The sequence below is a fragment of the Escherichia sp. Marseille-Q3837 genome, from assembly GCF_916618735.1.
Taxonomy (GTDB): Bacteria; Pseudomonadota; Gammaproteobacteria; order Enterobacterales; family Enterobacteriaceae; genus Escherichia; species Escherichia ruysiae.
Map to the genome: position 1 here is coordinate 4,511,035 of NZ_CAKAKC010000001.1, position 22,212 is coordinate 4,533,246.

At 52.8% G+C, this 22,212-nt stretch carries 19 protein-coding genes and 1 pseudogene; 9 read left to right on the forward strand and 11 right to left on the reverse strand.

The window, feature by feature from the left end; all coding sequences use genetic code 11:
* From fliR to LG381_RS21650, 5 genes are all read left to right on the forward strand, one after another.
* Window positions 1-783, forward strand: coding sequence for a flagellar biosynthetic protein FliR (gene fliR / locus LG381_RS21630; RefSeq protein ID WP_001260516.1), 783 nt, complete (start codon window positions 1-3; stop codon window positions 781-783).
* Window positions 773-1,912, forward strand: coding sequence for a flagellar type III secretion system protein FlhB (gene flhB / locus LG381_RS21635; RefSeq protein WP_225762940.1), 1,140 nt, complete (start codon window positions 773-775; stop codon window positions 1,910-1,912). The genes fliR and flhB overlap by 11 nt, the downstream gene beginning before the upstream one ends.
* Window positions 1,896-3,989 carry a flagellar biosynthesis protein FlhA gene (gene flhA, locus LG381_RS21640; RefSeq protein ID WP_225762941.1) on the forward strand — a complete coding sequence of 698 codons (2,094 nt, stop codon included), beginning with the start codon at window positions 1,896-1,898 and terminating at the stop codon, window positions 3,987-3,989. The genes flhB and flhA overlap by 17 nt, the downstream gene beginning before the upstream one ends.
* A gap of 104 nt (window positions 3,990-4,093) precedes the next feature.
* Entirely contained in the window at window positions 4,094-4,372 is a 279-nt protein-coding gene (locus tag LG381_RS21645; protein ID WP_000598760.1) for a type II toxin-antitoxin system HicA family toxin, read from the forward strand.
* Window positions 4,365-4,721: a toxin-antitoxin system HicB family antitoxin gene (locus LG381_RS21650; protein ID WP_001030481.1), complete on the forward strand. Its 357-nt coding sequence runs from the start codon at window positions 4,365-4,367 to the stop codon at window positions 4,719-4,721. The genes LG381_RS21645 and LG381_RS21650 overlap by 8 nt, the downstream gene beginning before the upstream one ends.
* Window positions 4,722-4,777: 56 nt before the next feature.
* Here the strand turns inward: LG381_RS21650 and LG381_RS21655 are convergent, their stop codons facing one another.
* A complete protein-coding gene (locus LG381_RS21655; protein WP_000093874.1) occupies window positions 4,778-5,527 on the reverse strand; it encodes a C40 family peptidase in 750 nt (249 codons plus the stop codon).
* Between the two features lie 312 nt (window positions 5,528-5,839).
* Between LG381_RS21655 and dpaA the strand changes: the two genes are divergently transcribed.
* On the forward strand, window positions 5,840-6,580 hold the full coding sequence (dpaA, locus tag LG381_RS21660) for a peptidoglycan meso-diaminopimelic acid protein amidase (protein ID WP_001225687.1): 741 nt from the start codon (window positions 5,840-5,842) through the stop codon (window positions 6,578-6,580).
* Here the strand turns inward: dpaA and LG381_RS21665 are convergent.
* Both LG381_RS21665 and lpcA read right to left on the reverse strand, forming a co-directional pair.
* Window positions 6,551-7,318, reverse strand: a complete 768-nt coding sequence (locus tag LG381_RS21665) for a class II glutamine amidotransferase (RefSeq protein ID WP_222680115.1) — start codon at window positions 7,316-7,318, stop codon at window positions 6,551-6,553. The genes dpaA and LG381_RS21665 overlap by 30 nt on opposite strands.
* A 118-nt stretch (window positions 7,319-7,436) precedes the next feature.
* The gene (lpcA, locus tag LG381_RS21670; protein ID WP_016159301.1) at window positions 7,437-8,015 is read right to left on the reverse strand and encodes a D-sedoheptulose 7-phosphate isomerase; all 579 of its coding nucleotides are present in this window, start codon (window positions 8,013-8,015) and stop codon (window positions 7,437-7,439) included.
* Window positions 8,016-8,254: 239 nt separating this feature from the next.
* Here lpcA and fadE point away from each other — a divergent pair, with 239 nt between their 5' ends.
* Window positions 8,255-10,699 carry an acyl-CoA dehydrogenase FadE gene (fadE, locus tag LG381_RS21675; protein ID WP_225762942.1) on the forward strand — a complete coding sequence of 815 codons (2,445 nt, stop codon included), beginning with the start codon at window positions 8,255-8,257 and terminating at the stop codon, window positions 10,697-10,699.
* Window positions 10,700-10,741: 42 nt separating this feature from the next.
* Here fadE and ivy read toward each other — a convergent pair whose 3' ends face one another.
* Window positions 10,742-11,188, reverse strand: coding sequence for an Ivy family C-type lysozyme inhibitor (gene ivy / locus LG381_RS21680; RefSeq protein ID WP_016159303.1), 447 nt, complete (start codon window positions 11,186-11,188; stop codon window positions 10,742-10,744).
* A 180-nt stretch (window positions 11,189-11,368) separates the two neighbouring features.
* Here ivy and LG381_RS21685 point away from each other — a divergent pair, with 180 nt between their 5' ends.
* Window positions 11,369-12,139, forward strand: coding sequence for an amidohydrolase (locus LG381_RS21685; protein ID WP_225762943.1), 771 nt, complete (start codon window positions 11,369-11,371; stop codon window positions 12,137-12,139).
* Between the two features lie 64 nt (window positions 12,140-12,203).
* Here LG381_RS21685 and LG381_RS21690 read toward each other — a convergent pair.
* Window positions 12,204-12,647: pseudogene (locus LG381_RS21690) on the reverse strand (ISAs1 family transposase); the annotation flags it as partial.
* Between the two features lie 218 nt (window positions 12,648-12,865).
* On the opposite strand from LG381_RS21690, the gene LG381_RS21695 reads away from it, so the two are divergent.
* Window positions 12,866-13,159 (forward strand): SymE family type I addiction module toxin, encoded by a 294-nt coding sequence (locus LG381_RS21695; RefSeq protein WP_225762944.1) that lies wholly within the window; start codon window positions 12,866-12,868, stop codon window positions 13,157-13,159.
* 47 nt (window positions 13,160-13,206) lie between these two features.
* Here LG381_RS21695 and LG381_RS21700 read toward each other — a convergent pair whose 3' ends face one another.
* Genes LG381_RS21700 through LG381_RS21725 form a run of 6 tightly spaced genes read right to left on the reverse strand, consistent with a single transcriptional unit; the run spans window position 13,207 to window position 22,082 of the window.
* The gene (locus tag LG381_RS21700; protein WP_225762945.1) at window positions 13,207-13,497 is read right to left on the reverse strand and encodes a hypothetical protein; all 291 of its coding nucleotides are present in this window, start codon (window positions 13,495-13,497) and stop codon (window positions 13,207-13,209) included.
* 5 nt (window positions 13,498-13,502) lie between these two features.
* On the reverse strand, window positions 13,503-18,191 hold the full coding sequence (locus LG381_RS21705; protein ID WP_225762946.1) for an RHS repeat-associated core domain-containing protein: 4,689 nt from the start codon (window positions 18,189-18,191) through the stop codon (window positions 13,503-13,505).
* Between the two features lie 18 nt (window positions 18,192-18,209).
* Window positions 18,210-18,662, reverse strand: coding sequence for a DcrB-related protein (locus LG381_RS21710; RefSeq protein ID WP_225762947.1), 453 nt, complete (start codon window positions 18,660-18,662; stop codon window positions 18,210-18,212).
* Window positions 18,663-18,708: 46 nt separating this feature from the next.
* Window positions 18,709-20,955 (reverse strand): type VI secretion system tip protein TssI/VgrG, encoded by a 2,247-nt coding sequence (locus LG381_RS21715; RefSeq protein ID WP_225762948.1) that lies wholly within the window; start codon window positions 20,953-20,955, stop codon window positions 18,709-18,711.
* A 24-nt stretch (window positions 20,956-20,979) separates the two neighbouring features.
* Window positions 20,980-21,351, reverse strand: coding sequence for a hypothetical protein (locus LG381_RS21720; protein WP_225762949.1), 372 nt, complete (start codon window positions 21,349-21,351; stop codon window positions 20,980-20,982).
* The gene (locus LG381_RS21725) at window positions 21,348-22,082 is read right to left on the reverse strand and encodes a hypothetical protein (protein WP_000528403.1); all 735 of its coding nucleotides are present in this window, start codon (window positions 22,080-22,082) and stop codon (window positions 21,348-21,350) included. The genes LG381_RS21720 and LG381_RS21725 overlap by 4 nt, the downstream gene beginning before the upstream one ends.
* Window positions 22,083-22,212: the final 130 nt, after the last annotated feature.

Genomic DNA, 22,212 nt, shown 5'->3' on the forward strand with positions numbered 1-22,212 from the left:
ATGCGCACAAGCGACGTTACGCAACTGACGGATCTGGCGCTGGGGCTATGGTTTCCCTTCGTGCGCATTATGGCGTTTCTGCGCTATGTGCCGGTGCTGGATAACAGCGCGCTGACCGTGCGCGTGCGGATTATTTTGTCGCTGGCGCTGGCAATTATCATCACGCCCTTGATCCCCCATCCTGTTCCCCACGATCTGCTTTCACTCAACAGCCTGATCCTGACGGTAGAGCAAATTTTATGGGGCATGTTGTTCGGGCTGATGTTTCAGTTTCTGTTTCTGGCGCTGCAACTGGCCGGGCAAATTCTCTCGTTCAATATGGGGATGAGCATGGCGGTGATGAACGACCCAAGCAGCGGCGCATCGACCACCGTGCTGGCGGAGCTTATCAACGTCTACGCGATCCTGCTGTTTTTCGCCATGGACGGGCATCTACTGCTGGTGAGCGTATTGTACAAGGGCTTCACCTACTGGCCGATTGGCAACGCGCTGCATCCGCAAACTCTGCGCACTATCGCGCTGGCCTTTAGCTGGGTGCTGGCGTCCGCATCGCTGCTGGCGCTGCCGACCACTTTTATCATGCTGATTGTGCAGGGCTGCTTTGGCCTGCTCAACCGCATTGCGCCGCCGCTAAATCTCTTTTCGCTCGGCTTTCCCATCAACATGCTGGCGGGGCTGGTCTGCTTTGCCACCCTGCTCTACAACCTGCCGGATCACTATCTGCATCTGGCGAATTTTGTATTGCAGCAACTCGACGCGCTGAAAGGTCACTATGGCGGATAGCAGCAGCGAAGAAAAAACAGAAAAGCCCTCGGCGCAAAAGCTGCGTAAAGCGCGCGAAGAGGGGCAACTGCCGCGCTCGAAGGATATGGGGCTCGCGGCGAGCCTGTTTGCGGCGTTTGTGGTGATCTCCAGCAGCTTCCCGTGGTATGCCGATTTTGCGCGCGAGAGTTTTATCAGCGTGCATCAGTACGCGCAGGAGATTAATAATCCGGACGTTATCGGCCAGTTTCTGCGCCATCATCTGTTAATTCTCGGCAAGTTTATTCTCACCTTGCTGCCGATGCCCGCCGCCGCGCTGCTCTCTTCGCTGGTGCCGGGCGGCTGGCTATTTCTGCCGAAAAAAATCCTCCCGGATTTCAGCAAAATCAGCCCGTTAAAAGGCATTGGGCGGCTGTTTTCCAGTGAGCATCTGGCGGAAACGGGAAAGATGACGGTGAAATCGGTGGTGGTGCTGGTGATGCTGTGGATTAGCCTGCGCAATAACTTTGCCGCCTTTCTCGGCCTGCAGGCGCTACCGTTCAAACTGGCAATTAACGATGGTTTGTCGCTCTACGCCAGCGTGATGCGCAACTTTGTCATCCTGTTTATCTTCTTTGCGCTGATCGACGTGCCGCTGGCGAAAGCCCTGTTTACCAAAGGGCTGAAGATGACCAAACAGGAGCTGAAAGAAGAGTACAAAAATCAGGAAGGTAAGCCGGAAGTGAAGGCGCGCGTGCGGCGTCTGCAACGGCAACTGGCGATGGGGCAAATCCGCAAAGTGGTGCCGAAAGCCAACGTGGTGATCACCAACCCAACCCACTACGCCGTTGCGTTGCAGTATGACTCGTCGCGTGCCGCCGCGCCGTTTGTGGTGGCGAAAGGCACCGATGAAATTGCGCTCTATATTCGCCAGGTCGCTGCTGAAAATCAGGTGGAAGTGGTCGAGTTCCCGCGACTGGCGCGCTCGGTTTACTACACCACCCAGGTGAATCAGCAAATTCCGTTTCAGCTTTACCGGGCCATCGCCCACGTTCTGACCTACGTCCTGCAAATGAAACACTGGCGCGACGGCGCACAGCCGCGTCCGGCTCTGAACAGACATATTTCCATTCCCAAAGAGGTGCTTAAACTGGATGGCGAAAACAACTAAATCGTTCCTCGCGCTGCTGCGCGGCGGCAATCTCGGCGTGCCGCTGGTGATCCTGTGTATTCTGGCGATGGTTATTCTGCCGCTGCCGCCTGCGCTGCTGGATATTCTGTTCACCTTCAACATTGTGTTGGCGGTGATGGTACTGCTGGTGGCGGTGTCGGCGAAAAGGCCGCTGGAATTCAGCCTGTTCCCGACCATTTTGCTGATCACCACCTTAATGCGCCTGACGCTGAACGTCGCCTCCACGCGCGTGGTGCTGCTGCACGGCCATCTCGGCGCAGGTGCGGCGGGTAAGGTGATTGAGTCATTTGGTCAGGTGGTGATTGGCGGCAACTTTGTTGTCGGTTTCGTGGTGTTTATCATTCTGATGATCATCAACTTTATCGTCGTCACCAAAGGGGCCGAGCGTATTTCCGAGGTTTCTGCCCGCTTTACCTTAGACGCGATGCCCGGTAAGCAGATGGCGATTGACGCCGACCTTAACGCCGGGTTGATCAACCAGGCGCAGGCGCAAACCCGGCGTAAAGATGTTGCCAGCGAGGCCGATTTCTACGGCGCGATGGACGGGGCATCGAAGTTTGTGCGCGGGGACGCCATCGCCGGGATGATGATTCTGGCAATCAACCTGATCGGCGGTGTCTGTATCGGGCTCTTCAAATACAACCTGAGCGCCGATGCCGCCTTCCAGCAGTATGTGCTGATGACCATCGGCGACGGGCTGGTAGCGCAAATCCCTTCCCTGCTGCTCTCCACTGCGGCGGCGATTATTGTCACCCGCGTCAGCGACAACGGCGATATCGCCCACGACGTGCGCCACCAGTTGCTGGCAAGCCCGTCGGTGCTCTACACCGCCACCGGGATTATGTTCGTGCTGGCGGTGGTGCCGGGAATGCCACACTTCCCGTTCCTGATGTTCAGCGCCCTGCTTGGTTTTACCGGCTGGCGGATGAGCAAACGCCCTCAGGCGGCGGAGGCGGAAGAGAAAAGCCTCGAAACGCTGACCCGCACTATCACCGAAACCAGCGAGCAACAGGTCAGTTGGGAGACCATTCCGCTGATCGAACCCATCAGTTTAAGCCTCGGTTATAAGCTGGTGGCGCTGGTCGATAAAGCACAGGGTAACCCGCTCACCCAGCGTATTCGCGGCGTGCGGCAGGTGATTTCCGACGGCAACGGCGTGCTGCTACCGGAGATCCGTATTCGGGAAAACTTCCGCCTCAAGCCCAGCCAGTACGCTATTTTCATCAACGGCATTAAGGCTGATGAAGCGGATATTCCGGCGGATAAACTGATGGCCCTGCCCTCCAGCGAAACCTACGGCGAGATTGATGGCGTGCTGGGGAATGACCCGGCGTATGGGATGCCGGTGACCTGGATTCAACCTGCGCAGAAAGCGAAGGCGCTGAATATGGGGTATCAGGTGATCGACAGCGCCAGCGTGATTGCCACCCATGTGAACAAGATTGTGCGCAGCTATATCCCTGATTTATTTAACTATGACGACATCACGCAGTTGCATAATCGCCTGTCGTCGATGGCACCGCGCCTGGCGGAAGATTTGAGCGCGGCGCTGAATTACAGCCAGTTGCTGAAAGTGTACCGCGCGCTGCTGACCGAAGGCGTTTCCCTGCGCGATATCGTCACCATCGCCACCGTGCTGGTTGCCAGTAGTGCGGTGACCAAAGATCATATTCTGCTGGCAGCTGATGTGCGCCTGGCGTTGCGGCGCAGCATTACCCATCCGTTTGTTCGCAAGCAGGAGCTGACGGTGTATACGCTGAACAATGAGCTGGAAAATCTGCTGACCAACGTGGTGAATCAGGCGCAACAGGGCGGCAAAGTGATGCTCGACAGCGTGCCGGTCGACCCGAATATGCTCAACCAGTTCCAGAGCACGATGCCGCAGGTGAAAGAGCAGATGAAAGCGGCGGGGAAAGATCCGGTGCTGCTGGTGCCGCCGCAGTTACGCCCTTTACTGGCGCGCTATGCGAGATTGTTTGCGCCGGGGCTGCATGTGCTGTCGTATAACGAAGTGCCGGATGAGCTGGAGTTGAAGATTATGGGGGCGTTGAGTTGATTGGGGGGATTATTTCACCCTTTGCAGAATCTGACACCATTGGTTGACGTCATATTATAATCGGACTACGATGACACCATACAATGACGTCATGGATTGATAGTATGATTAAGGTCAGCGCGTTAGGCTCTCGCCATAGAAAAACATTCGACGATGTTATGACGGAGCCGCCAAAATCTGGAATTAAATGGGATGATGTTGTTGCACTCATTAAAGCCGTGGGTGGAACAATAAAAAATAACAATGGTTCCAGACGGAAATTTCAGATTGGAACGACCAAATTCAGTACACATGAGCCACATCCAAAAAATGTGATGGATAAAGGCGCAGTAGCAGGTCTTAAGGAGTGGTTTGTTAACTGTGTAGGGGTAGATTATGAATAAAGCATCGAACATTATTACGATTAAAGGTCAACCAGCCGCAGTGACATTTGAAGCTGATATCAACGCATTTCGCGGCAAATTCCTTAATGTAAATGGTTATTGCGACTTTGTGGCCACAAGCATTGAAGCATTGTACCGTGAAGGTGAAAGCGCGCTGGATGAGTGGATTGCAGATTGTGAAGAGGACGGCATTGCCCCTTTTCGTGAAGAAGAAGAGCAAAAACGCCTGACGCTGCGCGTTCCTCATCACATCGATTCACGGCTGACCATCGTCGCCAGGCAACATTCCATTTCAAAAAACCAGCTCATTGTTGATGTCTTAGAACGTGAGTTTTCAGCCCAGATGTAAACAGGCCGGATGCCGCATGGCATCCGACCCTTTGCCTGATCGTCAATATTACCCATTTACAAAATCGTCTCTTCCGTCAAAATCCGCCGCGCGCCCAAAAAATGATCCTGCCAGAAAGGTTCGGCTAACCGGCTTATCCGAATGGTTTCCCCGGTGCGCGGCGACTCGATAAACTGTCCATCGCCCAGATACACGCCCATATGGTCAGCTATCTCACGGCTATGAATATGGAAAAACAGCAAATCCCCCCGGCGCAGGTCGTTGTTCGCCACAATCGTCGCCCGATGGTAGTGATACATCTCATTCGCCGTGCGCGGAAGTTTCGCCTCGAGGATCTTGTTGTAGGCATAAAAAACTAACCCGCTACAGTCGAAGCCTTTATCGGGCCGCGTGCCGCCCCAGACGTAGGGCTTGCCAAGCTGCAGCTCCAGGCGGTGGATCGCTACTTCGGTAATGTTGTGCAGATGATTGCTGCTTAAGAAATGGTTGTTCTCTGCCAGTGCCTGCCAGCGTCTGTCACTCGCCTTGAGTGGCGCAGGAAACCATTCAGGATGCTGTTTTATCTGTTCGCGGTTATGCTGCCGCAGCGCCTTTCTGCTTTCGGCATTACCTTCCACAATGTAGCTGGCCTGTTTTTTCAGATGGGTTTGGTACTGTTTTAATAAACGCGCACGGTTTTGCATCCGCTGGCGGGCGGCGTAGCTGAAAGAGATGTGTGATGTGGTGGCGCTGGCGAGTACAGGAAGCAAAACGCATAACGAAAACACGCCTGGATGCAGAAATCTGCCGTGAAAGAACGAAGACATGAAGGACATAAACCGGCTGAATGAAGGTGAGAATTTTAAAAGACCGAGGGAGTAAACGGGATTATTAATTGCTTATTTGCATATTAATATTGGGGTTTCATAATCTTAGGAAATAAGTAATTAATCCGCGATACATACGCTTTTCGGACTTTTGAAAATCGTCTCTTATGCTAAATTTGTAAACCCTGCACCGACAGGCTTGCGTAAAACTCTTTTGGTGCTAATGTGAGCCTTCCAAATCCAGACTATTCCGATTTGGGATCTATTTTGCCGCCCTGGCGTGTGTAACCGTTTTATCAAGGAATAAGCAGTATGCGTAAAATCGCATTAATTCTTGCGATGTTGTTGATCCCGTGCGTTTCGTTTGCCAGTTTGCTGGGCAGCGGTAGTTCCACCACGCCAGTGAGCAAAGAGTATAAGCAGCAGTTGATGGGATCTCCTGTCTACATCCAAATCTTCAAGGAAGAGCGCACGCTCGATCTCTACGTCAAAATGGGCGAGCAATATCAACTGCTCGACAGTTATAAAATCTGTAAATATTCCGGCGGGTTAGGCCCCAAACAGCGTCAGGGCGATTTCAAAAGTCCGGAAGGGTTTTATAGCGTTCAGCGTAATCAATTAAAACCAGACAGCCGTTACTACAAAGCGATTAATATTGGTTTCCCTAATGCCTATGACCGCGCGCATGGTTACGAAGGGAAATACCTGATGATTCACGGCGATTGTGTTTCCATCGGCTGCTACGCGATGACCAATCAGGGTATTGATGAGATCTTCCAGTTCGTTACTGGTGCGCTGGTATTTGGTCAGCCGAGCGTGCAGGTGAGTATTTACCCGTTCCGCATGACCGACGCCAATATGAAGCGCCATAAGTATTCCAACTTTAAGGACTTCTGGGAGCAACTGAAGCCGGGCTACGACTACTTTGAACAGACTCGTAAGCCACCGACCGTTTCTGTGGTCAATGGCCGTTACGTGGTCAGCAAGCCGTTAAGCCACGAAGTTGTGCAACCACAACTGGCATCAAACTACACGCTCCCCGAGGCAAAATAAGCGCCATTCGCCTGGCATAATCTTTTGCCAGGTTTCATTGCCCGTCAGCGGCTGAGTCGCAATCACCGTGACCACATCATTCGGTGTGGTCTGCGAGCTGAAGTCGATTTCCACATCCTGATCCAGCAACGTCGCCACGCCAAACGGCGCGCGCCGGGTGATCCAGTGTAAATTAGTCGAGCAATACGCCATTACATAGCGCCCGTCTGAAAGCAGCATGTTGAAAACGCCCTTCTGCCGCAACTCATCCGCCAGTGAGGCGATATATTTAAACACCGCCGCCATGTTGCCCGGCGTGCGCGGGTAACGCTGCGTCAGTTTATACAACAACCAGCAGAAGGCTTTTTCGCTGTCGGTTTCACCTACCGGACGGAAGTTGCCGGTTTCCAGTGATTTATAGCCCTTCAGTTGCCCGTTGTGCGCATAAGTCCAGTTGCGTCCCCATAGCTCACGGGTAAACGGGTGAGTATTTTCCAGCGCCACCTCGCCCCGATTTGCCTGGCGAATATGAGCGATTACCGAGCAGGATTTTATCGGGTAGTCCTGAACCAGTTTAGCGATAGGGGAATTAAAGCTGGGTTGTGGATCTTTAAATGTGCGACAACCTTTGCCTTCGTAAAAGGTAATGCCCCAGCCATCTTTATGTGGCCCGGTTCCACCACCGCGCTGTACAAGCCCGGTGAAACTAAAGCAGATATCGGTAGGGACGTTGGCACTCATCCCGAGCAATTCGCACATCGGTAACCTCCACAACAGCAGGGGAAATGCCCCGGCGAAGATTGATTAAAAAGTAAAAAGGTGAGTGCTGTTACCCTCACCCCGACCCTCTCCCTGAAAGGGAGAGGGGGAAGTGCTCTTACTTAACCATCTCTTTTTCAATTAACTGGATCAGGATATGGATAACTTTAATGTGGATCTCCTGAATGCGATCGGCATAGCCAAAGTGCGGAACGCGAATTTCGATATCCGCCGTGCCAGCCATTTTGCCGCCGTCTTTACCGGTCAGGGTGATCACTTTCATGCCCTTCTCACGCGCCGCCGCAATCGCCTTGATTACGTTTGCAGAGTTACCCGAGGTGGAGATCCCCAGCAGCACATCACCTTCGCGACCTACTGCTTCAACGTAACGGGAGAAAATGTCGTTAAACCCAAAATCATTCCCCACACAGGTGATGTGGCTGACATCAGAAATGGCAATCGCCGGATAACCCGGACGGTTTTCACGGTAGCGCCCCGTCAGTTCTTCTGCAAAGTGCATGGCGTCGCAATGGGAGCCGCCGTTGCCGCAGGAAAGCACTTTGCCACCGGCTTTAAAACTGTCTGCTAACAGGACCGCCGCGCGCTGAATGGCGTGAATATTGGCGTCATCTTTTAAAAAGTTAGCCAGCGTTTCCGCCGCTTCGTTCAGTTCGTTACGAATAAGATCCTGGTACATGAGGATATCCTTCAGCATAAATGAATTAGACAAAATGCAGTGTACCGGATACCGCCAGAAGCGAGAAGACCAGTGCGGCGGAATGACCAGGACTTTTTGACCTGAAGTGCGGATAAAAACAGCAACAATGTGAGCTTTGTTGTAATTATATTGTAAACACATTGCTAAATGTTTTCACATCCACTACAACCATATCATCACAAGTGGTCAGACCTCCTACAAGTAAGGGGCTTTTCGTTATGATGATTTTGAGTATTCTCGCTACGGTTGTCCTGCTCGGCGCGTTGTTTTATCACCGCGTGAGCTTATTTATCAGCAGTCTGATTTTGCTCGCCTGGACAGCCGCCCTCGGCGTCTCTGGTCTGTGGTCGGCGTGGATACTGGTGCCTCTGGCCATTATCCTCGTGCCATTTAACTTTGCGCCAATGCGTAAGTCGATGATTTCAGCGCCGGTATTTCGCGGTTTCCGTAAGGTGATGCCACCGATGTCGCGCACTGAGAAAGAAGCGATTGATGCGGGCACCACCTGGTGGGAGGGCGACTTGTTCCAGGGCAAGCCGGACTGGAAAAAGCTGCATAACTATCCGCAGCCGCGCCTGACCGCAGAAGAGCAAGCGTTTCTCGACGGCCCGGTAGAAGAAGCCTGCCGGATGGCGAATGATTTCCAGATTACCCATGAACTGGCAGATCTGCCGCCGGAGCTGTGGGCATATCTGAAAGAGCATCGTTTCTTCGCGATGATCATCAAAAAAGAGTACGGCGGGCTGGAGTTCTCGGCTTATGCCCAGTCTCGCGTGCTACAAAAACTCTCCGGCGTGAGCGGGATCCTGGCGATTACCGTCGGCGTGCCGAACTCATTAGGCCCGGGCGAGCTGCTGCAACATTACGGCACTGATGAGCAGAAAAATCACTATCTGCCGCGTCTGGCGCGTGGTCAGGAGATCCCTTGCTTTGCGCTGACCAGCCCGGAAGCGGGTTCCGATGCGGGCGCTATTCCGGACACCGGGATTGTCTGCATGGGTGAGTGGCAGGGCCAGCAGGTGCTGGGAATGCGTCTGACCTGGAACAAACGCTACATTACGCTGGCACCAATTGCGACCGTGCTTGGGCTGGCGTTTAAACTCTCCGACCCGGACAAACTGCTCGGCGGAGACGAAGATTTAGGCATTACCTGTGCGCTGATCCCGACCACCACACCGGGCGTGGAAATTGGTCGTCGCCACTTCCCGCTGAACGTACCGTTCCAGAACGGACCGACGCGTGGCAAAGATGTCTTCGTACCGATCGATTACATTATCGGCGGCCCCAAAATGGCCGGACAAGGCTGGCGGATGCTGGTGGAGTGTCTCTCGGTAGGTCGTGGCATCACCCTGCCTTCCAACTCAACCGGCGGCGTGAAGTCGGTGGCGCTGGCAACGGGCGCGTATGCTCACATTCGTCGTCAGTTCAAAATCTCTATCGGTAAGATGGAAGGGATTGAAGAGCCGCTGGCGCGTATTGCTGGTAATGCGTACGTAATGGATGCTGCGGCGTCGCTGATTACCTACGGCATTATGCTCGGTGAAAAACCGGCCGTGCTGTCGGCTATCGTTAAGTATCACTGTACCCACCGTGGGCAGCAGTCGATTATCGATGCGATGGATATTACTGGTGGTAAAGGCATTATGCTCGGTCAGAGCAACTTCCTGGCGCGTGCTTACCAGGGGGCTCCGATTGCCATCACCGTTGAAGGGGCGAATATTCTGACCCGTAGCATGATGATCTTCGGTCAGGGGGCGATTCGTTGTCATCCATATGTGCTGGAAGAGATGGAAGCGGCAAAAAACAATGACGTCAACGCGTTCGATAAACTGTTGTTCAAACATATCGGTCACGTCGGTAGTAACAAAGTTCGTAGCTTCTGGCTTGGTTTGACGCGCGGGTTAACCAGCAGTACGCCAACCGGCGATGCAACTAAACGTTATTATCAGCACCTGAACCGCCTGAGCGCCAACCTTGCCCTACTTTCTGATGTGTCGATGGCGGTGCTGGGTGGTAGCCTGAAACGCCGTGAGCGTATCTCGGCACGTCTGGGGGATATTTTAAGTCAGCTTTACCTCGCCTCCGCCGTTTTGAAACGTTATGACGACGAAGGCCGCAATGAAGCTGACCTGCCGCTGGTGCACTGGGGCGTTCAGGATGCGCTGTATCAGGCTGAACAGGCGATGGATGATTTGCTACAAAACTTCCCGAACCGCGTGGTTGCCGGACTGCTGAATGTGGTGATCTTCCCAACCGGTCGTCACTATCTGGCGCCGTCTGACAAGCTGGATCATAAGGTGGCGAAGATTTTACAAGTGCCAAACGCCACCCGTTCTCGCATTGGTCGCGGTCAGTACCTGACGCCGAGTGAGCATAATCCGGTTGGCTTGCTGGAAGAGGCGCTGGTAGATGTGATTGCCGCCGATCCAATTCATCAGCGGATCTGTAAAGAGCTGGGTAAAAATCTGCCATTTACCCGTCTGGATGAACTGGCACACAACGCGCTGGCGAAAGGGCTAATTGATAAAGACGAAGCCGCCATTCTGGTGAAAGCGGAAGAGAGCCGTCTGCGCAGTATTAACGTTGATGACTTTGAACCGGAAGAGCTGGCGACGAAGCCGGTAAAGTTGCCGGAGAAAGTGCGGAAAGTTGAAGCCGCGTAATTGAACAACGGAGCCGAAAGGCTCCGTTTCTTTATCAGCTAATTATTTGAAATTAAATCCATCTGGATGGTTTTCCAGGCTGCCAGTCAACGCCGCGAACAGCACCGTTTTACCATCAATCGAGAGCGCATCGTTCACATTCAGCCAGGTGAGCTTCTCTTGCGAAGTTTTCTCATCAATGGTTGAGAACAGACCCGTCATCTGATTAGATTTCTCGGACCACATCACCGCAATACGTTGCGAGCCGCAATCATGCGGTTTGCACGCACTCATCACCTGATAAGTCTCATCGCCCAACGTTACGGTTTGTGCGGGGGTATAAGTACCGCCTTTCATCACCCAGACTGGTAGCTTATGCCCTTGCACCATCTGATTAAACGCAGCTTTGGTGGCTTCGCCCTTTGCCAGGCTGCTAATTGTTAAATCATCCTGCGCCATTGCACTGGTGGCGATGACCAAAGCGGCGACTGTCGTTATTGCCTTAAACATCATTCCTCCCGAGCTTATCCTGCCCATGTTATTAACACCCTAAAGCCTGGCGATAACACGATATTTTGCAAATCAGATATTTCCAATATCTGCATTTGTTATCAATTTATTCCGCAGTAAGGTAATAGCCTGATAACGTGTTAAAGTTATAAAACCCCTCGAATAAAGGAGTTGTACACCGTGCCTGGTTTGAAGATTACGCTTTTGCAGCAACCGTTGGTGTGGATGGATGGTCCTGCCAACCTGCGCCATTTTGATCGTCAACTGGAAGGTATTACCGGGCGCGATGCGATCGTTCTACCAGAGATGTTCACCAGCGGCTTTGCCATGGAAGCGGCGGTTTCATCGCTATCGCAAGAGAACGTGGTGGACTGGATGAGCGCCAAAGCGCAACAGTGCAATGCGTTGATTGCGGGCAGTGTTGCATTACAAACGGACTCAGGTTCGGTTAATCGCTTTTTGCTGGTTGAGCCGAGCGGCACGGTACATTTTTATGACAAGCGTCATCTGTTCCGCATGGCGGATGAGCATCTGCATTATAAAGCGGGCAATGAGCGAGTGATTGTGGAATGGCGCGGCTGGCGTATTTTGCCGCTGGTGTGCTACGACCTACGTTTTCCGGTGTGGTCGCGCAATTTCAACGATTATGACCTGGCAATCTACGTCGCCAACTGGCCTGCCCCGCGCTCTCTGCACTGGCAGGCTTTGCTGACGGCTCGCGCTATTGAAAATCAGGCGTATGTGGCGGGATGTAATCGCGTGGGTAGCGATGGCAATGGCTGCCACTATCGCGGCGACAGTCGGGTGATTAATCCGCAAGGCGAAACTCTCGCTAGCGCCGAACCACACCAGGCCACACGCATTGATGCAGAACTTTCGATGGTGGCATTACGAGAATATCGTGAAAAATTCCCGGCATGGCAGGACGCGGATGGGTTCAGGTTGCTGTGAGTGGGCGTTGTTTTTAGGGAAGGGACTGGGTAGACGCCCTCCGCAAGGACTGACGCGCGGTCACTGTAATCTCATTGGATTTCTCATCTGTCTTAATCTGCCCAAGGCTCAGACTGTGCATAGTTGAGAACGCACTAATGACATGAATCGCTCCCTTGCGGCGACTCTTATCATAAGAGTGCCGGAGCGTTTTTCCATCAATTGCGATAATGTCTTTATCATTTGAACAATGACAATCACGCATCCAGTTAATAAAACGTTCGTGAAATTTTGTAGGACTGATACAGGATACAACTCTGGCTATTGTGTCATGAACTGGAATACCGTTTTCAAAATCACCATATTGCTTCAGGAAATCAAGATGTGTCTCGCCAAAATCTTCTATATCTTCCTATCCTTCAGCCCCGAAAATGACGGCACAAATAGTCAACAGTAGAATATCTGACAAATTATGTTCCACTTTCCAGGCTTGTCTGTAATCAGGGATAATAGAAATATGCTCCATCATTTTTTAAGTACCATTTTGTTCTCCTTATTTATGTAAGGAGTATTTGATTATATATAAGCTGTGAAAAACAGTTTTGAGTAATAAGGAATTACTCAATTATTGAATATATAGTGCGAATTATTTAGTGCAAAAAACAACGTTATGTGATCTTTCCCTGGGGCTGCCCCCCCCCCCCTTAATCACCGCTCACCACACGCAACTAATCAAGGTAGTTAATCATGGCTGAACACGATATTACGCCAGAAGTCACCATTTCCAAAACACAGCGCCGCTGTACCGTGGGTTATCTGCCCAACCGCAGTGACACGCCGGTGATCAAAATCAGCGCCAAATGGCTGAGAGAAGCGGGATTTGAGATCGGCACGGGCGTTACCGTGAAGATCTCGGAAGGTTGCCTGATCCTGCTAGCGGATAACAACGAAGCACAGGAACTGCGCAGGGAACTTTATCAGTTTAAACAGGCAGTTAAGAGGATGCGTGACGGGATGTTTAGTGTGCTGAACGAGAGTTAAGTCATAAAAAGCCGGGAGGCTTAAATAACCGCCCGGCTTCATTATCATTAAGCTAACTTTAATAATAATTCACTAGCGCGCGAAAACTCATAATCTAAAAGATCGTCATTAATATTAACTTTATAACTTAATGCCTTATTTAAATATATTTTTGCGTCTTCCAATGATCCAACTTCAAAAAGTAAATCACCAAGACATACTAAAGCACGAACCAATATTACAAAATCATTCTCATTTTCGGCCTGTAAAATGACATTCTCTAATTGTGCGCGACCTTTATCTAACTTACCATAATCTAACAATAAAAGTGCTTTTTTTAATTCAATACTGGATTTCATGGCAGTTACTTACACCCGTATCTTTTATTAAAATTCCTTGATGAAGCCGCTATCTTATGCTCTTTCATCATATTTTTTATATTTCTTTGGAGATCAGATTTACTAAAATCAGGATTTTGGGTAAACCAAGCCTTCCACTGATCATTCCACCCAGCATCATGAACTGCACTGTGTTGAGCACTAGGAATACGTGATATTTGCCGATGAATATAATCTGTAGGTTTCAGTATTCCTGCTTTTTCCATTTGCGCTATGAACGCTTTGTCGTTCATCAGCGCCTGAGGAATTAAATGATGATCCCTCATTGAGGCCGGACCATAACGATCACGCCAAGCTGAAGTTTCTCTGTCCATCCCTCCAGCAGTTTTTCCCGTCACCGTTGCTAAACCTAGTGGATCAATCCACCCCAGCGGATTCGGCGCGTATTGGTATAAGTTTAGCCCACCCGCCAACCCTATCGGGTCCGGCTGCGTAAACCGCCCGACATCCGGATCATAGTACCTGTGCAGATTGTAGTGCAGCCCCGTTTCCCTGTCGAGGTACTGTCCCTGGTAGCGCAGGCTCTGCTCCACCCCGCCGTGATCCTTCTCCTGTATTGTGTTTCCCCAGACCTGGTATCCCGTCTCCCACACGATTTTCCCGTCGCTGTCCGTCAGCTCTTCCGGCGCGCCGTTCACATCCGTGTGAAAATACAGTACCCGGGCCGGTTCCCCTTTGCCCGCCTTATCCACCCGCGCCAGCGGTTCATAACTCCCCGGGGCACTGTAAATATACAGGCTGCTGCTCCCTTCCGGCCTGCTCTCCTGCGCCAGCCGCATCCCGTCCCATAAAAATTTTGTCCGGTTGTACGCTTTACCGTCATGGCTGATATGCTGTTTTTCCGTCCGCCTCCCCAGCGCATCGTACACATACCGGTATGTCCCCCGCGCTGTCCTCGCCTCCACCATCCGGTGCTCCGCATCATAGCGGTAACTCTGCGTTCCGCTCCGGCCCTGCTTTTCCACCATCCGGCCATATTCGTCATAACGGTAGTGCACACCACGGTAAGACATCAGCCTGCTGAACGGCACCACGCTGTTTTCTGCCGTGGCCCTTTCCCCCGCACGCCGGTCCAGCAGGTTTCCCGCTGCGTCGTACTGCCAGCTCGCCAGATACCCCTCATCCTCCAGGCGGCACGCCGTGATGCGCCCCGTGCTGTCGTAAAAGTAATCCGTTTCGCCCCGCCGGCTGTGCCGTGTCTTCAGCAGTTCGTCCTGACCGTTGTAGCTGTACTGCCGGTCCGTGAACGTCTCCGGCACCACCCCGCGCATTCCGCTGCAGGTCTCCTTACGTTTCAGCCGCCCGGCAGGGTCATAAAGCTGCCGCGTGCTCAGCCGCCCCTGGCTTCTGAGTACCTCCCGGTGCAGGCTGTCACGCGTGAACTCGCTGATGACTTCCCGGTCCAGATTTATCTGCTGGAGATGACCGCTGCCGTAGTACAGATGCCGCTGCGTTCTGCCGTCCGGAAACGTGGTGGCAGTCCGGTTGCCTAGTTCGTCGTACCGGTGGGTCAGGACGCCCTGCGCCGTCTCCTCGCTCAGCATCCGGCCTGGTCTGTCGTAACTGAAGCGGATTATCTCCGGCGCGCCGGTTTCGTCTGCGTCGTGCCGCCGGCAGCGGATTTCCAGCAGCTGGTCTGCCGCGTCATAAACGTATTCCGTGCGGGTTTCTGCCGTCTCCTTTGCGGTGAGCCGGCCCGCTGCATCACGCATCAGCCGGTGGCGGATTTCTCCGCCCTGGTCGCCCGTGAACACCACCTCCGTGACCGCGTTCAGCGCGTTGTAACGGTACGCCTGACGGCAGCCGTCCGGATTTATCTGCTCCGCCAGACGGTCCAGCACATCGTGGCGGAACCGGTAGCTTTCTCCGTTCTCGTTTGTCAGCGTGACCAGACGCCCGTAGGCGTCGTACCCGAACCCCGTCCTGCGCCCCGCCGCGTCCGTGCGGATGCGCACCCGCCCCTGCCCGTCGCGCTGCCAGCGCGTTATCTGCCCTGCCGGGCTGGTGTATTTCACCAGCCTGCCCGCCGCATCCGGCTGGTAACGCGCCGTGCGACCGTCCGCCAGTATCACCTCCACCAGGTGACCGCTGTCGTCATACCCGTAGCGCGTGCTGTGGCTCTGCGCGTCTGTCATCCGTATCAGCCGCGTGCGTTCATCATAGAACCAGGCCGTCTGCGAGCCGGAGCAGTCCGTGTGCCGCATCAGCTGCCCGTCTTCGTTCCACTGAAGGTATTTATTTCCCCCGCGTGCGTCGGTTATCTGCACCACCTGGCCGTGGCGGTCATACTGATACCGGGAGCTCTGTTGCAGCGGGTCGGTCACGGCAAGAAGATTGCCGCGTTCATCGTACTCACAGCGCCAGCTGTTGCCCCCCGCATCCACCTCCGTCTCCGGTTCGTGCCACACCGGGTGCCACTGCGTCTGCGACACCCGCCCCATTGGGTCGTGCGTCTCCGTGATATGCCCCTGACGGTCATACACATAGCGCCATCTGCCGCCCTGAGCATCGGTCATCCCCAGCAGCAGCCGTTCTTCGTCGCTCCAGCGGAACGTCATCACCTGCCCGGCCTCGTCCCGGTACGCCGTCACCTGGTTCTGCGCATCCCACTGATGATAACGCGTGCGCCCCAGACCGTCCGTCACGCACAGCCTGCGCGCCGCCAGGTTCCACGCCAGCCGGTACCGTTCACCGCTGTCCGTGTGGTGCCCCGTCACCCGCCACGCTGCGTCATCCGGACCGTCATACCAGCCCCACTGATAATAATATCCCTCGCCGCCCGGCTGGCGGTGCAGGGTCATGCAGTGATTATCGTTGTAGGCAAACTCGCGCAGCAGGTGGCCGGTACTGTCGTACACGCCGGTCAGCTGCCCGGCGGCGTCATAACTGTAACGACGCAGCAGTAAAGGTGCAGTATCAGGGAAATGTTGATAAATCTGCGTCACCCGCCGGGGATGCGCCGCCAGGTCGTAATGCAGACGGATGCACGGACGCCGCTGTTCGCCGCTGATTTGCGTGATGCGCCCCAGCTCGTCGTGGTACAGATTCAGACAGTTGCTGTTACGGTCGCCCAGCATTTTCAGCCGCTGGCGCTGCGGGTGATGCGGGTCGGCTTCAAACAGAAAAAACTGTCCATCATCGCTGCTGATAAGCCAGTGCCCCTGCTCACCACGCCGTACTGCCAGTCCTTCACCGGGACTGTAAAACCCGCTCCCCGGCAGCACGGCTTCCATATCCAGGCGTCGCCCCATACCCGACACAAAGGTCATGCAGTTTTCGTCCGCGTTACCCGGTGTGCGCTCGAGGCTCACTTCATACATCACACTCCAGCCCTGACCGAACATCCCATCCGTGCGCTCGTCACGACTGCTGTACACACGCTGCCAGTCCAGCGGAAAGTGACCCGGCAGGCTGAAGTCGAAATCGTCGTCATCCGCCAGATATTTGGCTCCGGTGGCGGCGTTGACCGGATGTGGAAGGGCGCTGATGGCCTTCTGTGTTATCATGCTCATCCCGACACCGGCAGCAAAACAGGCGATTTTAGAAAGCATTTTGCCCGGGCGGAGAAACATCAGCGCCACGGTTGCCACCAGGGTTATCTGCGACCTGCCGCTTCTGATATCCCTGACCACCAGTAACGGCCCCCCAATGCGGACATCCGGTGACACAAACGCCCCGTCCCCCGGCTCATTCACCACCCGGGCCTCACAGGTACAGCGTGCCCCGCTGCGTGCCGCCGGCTGGCTGTTGATACGCACATCCCGAGCGCCTTCCGCGATATACTCCGCCGCTGGCGGTTCGTCATCATCTCTGAACAGATTGCTGATACTGCCAATAACCGCATTCACGCCCTGAAAGGCGGTTTCCAGCATACCGTCCGGACTGAACAGGTTAAGGACCGTTCCCGCAGGGTCATCCAGAAAGGCGGCTTTTTTTTGTGCGAGTAACTGAGTCAGTGAGGAGGGATGTTTATGGCAGTCGATTTTATCGTCAGGGGTCGGGGTGGAGCCCGGAGCCGCACTGGCCACAGTGGGCTGCCACAGTTCCGACACAAAATGTGTCACGCCATCCACCAGCTCAGCACGCCCTTCTTCCGTACTGAGCTGGCCGGACAGCGCCCGGGACATCAGCACAGGTCCTGTCACCGGGTTAACCGCCAGGGCTATGGCCCCCGCCATTTCCAGATATTCCCCGGCCACATCCCGGAATGTTCTGGCGTCCTCCTGACGCTGCGCTTCTTCCTGTTCCGCCTTCGCCTGCGCTTCCTGCGCCTCAATCTCCTGCCGCGATACCGCAGTGGCTGCTGCCCGCGCGGCAGGTTTGCTGTTGATCAATGTGTCACCAGAGCCGGTGAGGATGTAACCTTCAGTCTGAGGCGGGAACAACATATCAGCGAGGGCAGAACAGGCTTCGCTGACCGTTTCTGTCACGCCGGTGTACACCATCGCCACCCCCGCCACAAAACCGGTCAGCACGACGGCCGTGCACCCCAGCGTCACCCCCGCTGACGCTGCCAGCACCGTGGCAGCGCCGACAATCAGGGCATCAATAACGACATTTGCCGCCACTTCCAGCACAGCCCCCAGCACATCTGCCATAAACGACGTATGCAGCAGGGCATCCCCCTGCCTTGCCGCCCAGAATGCCTCTTCCATGTCCCGTTCCCTGTGTGATTAATTCGTCCTGGCTTCCTGCCGCATCCTGAAGCGCAGATTCTTTTTAATTTCAGCCCAGCGCGTCATGTCTGCCGGGGTCAGCGGTGTGGTTCTGGCGTAGGTGAAGGCCATCATGACCCGCTCACCCGGCGATACAAATGCCACCTGACACTGGTACACCTGCTCGTTACCCCGGAGAAACTGACTCTGTATCTCCAGCCCTTCTTCGCCGTCATTAATCCCCACCCGGGTTACCTGCACGGGCGTGTAGTGCAGCTCCTTAACCTGCTTTTCCAGTTTTTTCATCTGCTGTTCAACCTGAGAGGCTAATTCGTCTCCCTCCTGCATCTGGCCCCGGCTGATAATTAATGCGGCATCGGGATCACTGAGGCGCAGCATATTAATGGTACTGTCCTGAGATATATTGCCGTCGAAAGACAGAACGGCTTCATTTACATAATATTCCGTCATAATGGAAAGAGTCCCTTTGAATAAAATATTTAATAATGGTTGTGATTTATTTTTCAGTCATGAAGGTAATATCTATCGCCGTCTGAAGAGTAGTTTTCTCTAATGTGCCAGGCGGCGATATATCTGCCTTTCTGTCATTCATGTTTAAATCAAGCTGCCCTGATTGTGTATTTATTTTTCCGTTCTCTGTTGCCGTAATATTAAAGTTCTTACAGGTTATATTAAATATTCCGTCACTGGTCATTTGTAGGATAGTTTCTCCGCAGCTAAGAATAATGGAATCTCCCGCTGCAAAGCGTAAATTCTGTACGGTCTGAATTGTTTTATCTCCTCCGGCAAGGGAAGTATCATCCGTCTGAACTGTAAGAGAACGTTTCTCACCAATAATCGCTGTTTCTGTTTTATCAATAACTTTAAGTCGATTATTCCCCACCCAGTGACTTTCATTATTATTTACTTCAATGCGCTGATCTTTCTCGGCATGCAACCAGACCTCTTCCCCACCAGGTTTATCCTCAAAACGCAGGGCGTTGGCATTCGTCGGCCCCCCACCAATTGTGTGGCTGTAAAACCCACTTTGCGTCGCTGCGCCAGGCAATCCCCACGGCGGCATCGTGTCCTGGTTATAGGTACGCCCCACGATGATGGGTAAATCCGGGTCACCATTTTTGAAATCCACCAGCACTTCCTGGCCAATACGCGGGATCTGGATCATGCCGAATCCTTTTCCCGCCCACGGATAGCTAACACGGACCCAGCAGGAGCTGTTTTCGTCATTGTTACCATAACGATCCCAGCCAAACTGCACCTTCACCCGGCCATATTTATCCGTCCAGATCTCCTGCCCCGCCGGACCGGTGACGATGGCGCTCTGCGGGCCTTTGGTATGGGGTTTGCTCAGGGTTCGCTGTGGGCGGTAGACTTCACTGGTGGGGTGCAGTTCGAACGTGGTGACATAGGTAAAATGCTGGTCCTGGCCGCTGTACTGCGCATTGTCCCGTAAAAACAGTGTGGTCTGCACCAGCAGATATTCCTGGTTGACCTCCGCCGTCGGATGATTCATCAACGTAAAGGTGTAACCAGTCATGAGGGTGCGGATATTCCCCGCCCCTCCAACCCGGCTGCCAGGGCTGCGCTGCGCTTCCATACGAATGCGCGTCAGCATCTCGCCTTCCCCCATAGTGAAGTAATCACCAGGCCATTCGTAATGCTCATATTCAGCATGACCGGTATCACGCGGATTAGCCACGGTACTTTTCAGCAGTGAACGCGGCTTCATAAAATCAAAATCGTCCAGCACCCACTTTCCAGTACGCAGCCTCTCACTGGCCGTAATGGTGTGGATAAATTCCTTATCGAGCTTCAGTCCTTCCTGGTGCCACTCTACCAGCGGCGAGTCCGGGCACGTTTTATGACCATTGATGGCATCAGCCAGTACCAGCGTGTGGCTGTTCTCGCTGTGCTCAAACCACCAGTAGATACCCCATTCCTGCATCAGGCGCTGGATGAAATCAAAATCGGTTTCACCATACTGCACCTGCCAGGCGCGGGGCGGATAATTTTCCACCAGCCGTTTTTCCACCGGAAAAGAATATTCAGCCAGGACTTCATCGAGAATATCCACCACGGTTTTGTTCTGGAACGCTTTGTAGTCGCTGGTGTGGGTCAGCAGCTTCAGCCACGGTTCAATGCGCAATTCATACGTGACCGAGCGCCCCTCGTGACCGACTACCCTCGCAGCCGTCACCAGCCCGCTGATATGCCGTTTGCCGCCGCCATCCAGTTCAATATTGACGCACAGGTCTTTGCCCACCATCGGTTTGAGCGGCAGATTGGCAGCAGGGGAGACATATCCGAGGTTCAGGGTGTCAGGCGTTTTAAGCTGTACTGTATAGGAAAACAGATTCCCAAGCCCTTCCGAACCATTCATACCTGCAAACAGCAGCATCTGCGCCGGCACCGCACTACCACTTACTGTGACGTTATGCGCCCCCGGACCAGCGGCAGCAAGCGATGCCGCCGCATCCTGAGCTGCACCAGCCATATCCGAGATCCCTGACGCGGCGGCGGCGGCCTGCGCAGCAGCTACTGCAGCTTTAACCAGTCCTGACGGTTCTGGAAGCGCACCAAATAGATCTGCAACTGCCTGTTCTGCCATCTGTTCGGCTGCATCAGCTACATCGGTTGCGGCTGAACTTGCGCTTATAGCACTACTTCCTCCGGCTATCGGTGGCGTGGAGATAGCTGGCCCACCGTTACTGCCAGATTTATTACCCGTAGATACAAAACTCATGATATTTATTCCTTTAATATCGGATTAGAATTTAGCGCCCGGCGACCAGAAAAAATAAGAAATAACCCGCCACTGTCCATCTTTATAATGAAAAAAACATGTAAGATTTAAATCCTGCCGCAAATGCCAAAACATTTCTTTGATGGGGATATTTTTGAATTCAGGATTTGTTGAGCGATAGGTATTTTCAATTTCGATATAATACTCGCCGACAAGTTTATAACGAGGCTTTATAAATTCATACTCTGGCTTACCATAGTTATTTAACAAAACATTCTCTTCAACTCCATTATACACACCACTCGCATTCAGATAAGCATGTTCAGGGATATCAGACATGCTATTTTTCGCCCCACCCACTATCAAAAAAATAATCACAGCGTATATTAGCTTCATTTTTTTACGCTTTTCACAAAAAATTCAGAACCCGGAACCATTCTATTTAACCGCTCAATGACATTTTCCATATAACGAGAGCGCAGTTCCATACCAATATTCATTAACGCACTGGCGTCGCCGGAGAATGGTGTAGTTGCTTTATCTGCATCGTCACTATAGTATTCATCAGTAAGATATCCAATAATATGCCCAAGCTCGTGAGACAGCCCTATTTGCTCATGGCAAACTTTTGATGAACCAAGACATTTAGCTGCTGCAACTATATCTTTAGAGTCAAATTCAACGTATCGACTATTCCAGACAATGTTACTCTGACGAAAGCTATTTGGATCATCATTATCAATTTTAAACACCACTACATCCCAATACCCATGACGATCAGTCTGAATTATTTCTATTGTGAAGGGTAAGTCCTTACCATTAAACTTACTAACAAACTCAGACTTCCCAGAAACGGATAAAAAAACCTTATTATTCCATGTTTGATTAATGACAAAAATAACCTTCCCATGAAAGGCATTTTTCTCCATATCTGTCCAATCAGTTTTTGCATCCCATCTTTTTATCCAATTATATTTCCATCTCAGCAATAATGAGATTGCACCATTTTCACGGTCAATTCTTAAATCGCCCCAGGCATCATTGTCCCTGATATATCGTTTATCCAGCATTAAGTCGTCATAAGCATCATATGCCTGCTGAATAGCCTCATCATGAGAGTTACCCATGTTCACCTCCGTATATTGCTATATATCCAATAAACCTGAAGATGCTTGCTTATCCACCAACGCAGACGGGACCAGGGATAGTCTGAAGATAGCAATCAACTTGAATTTCATGGGTATATTTGTTTCCCAT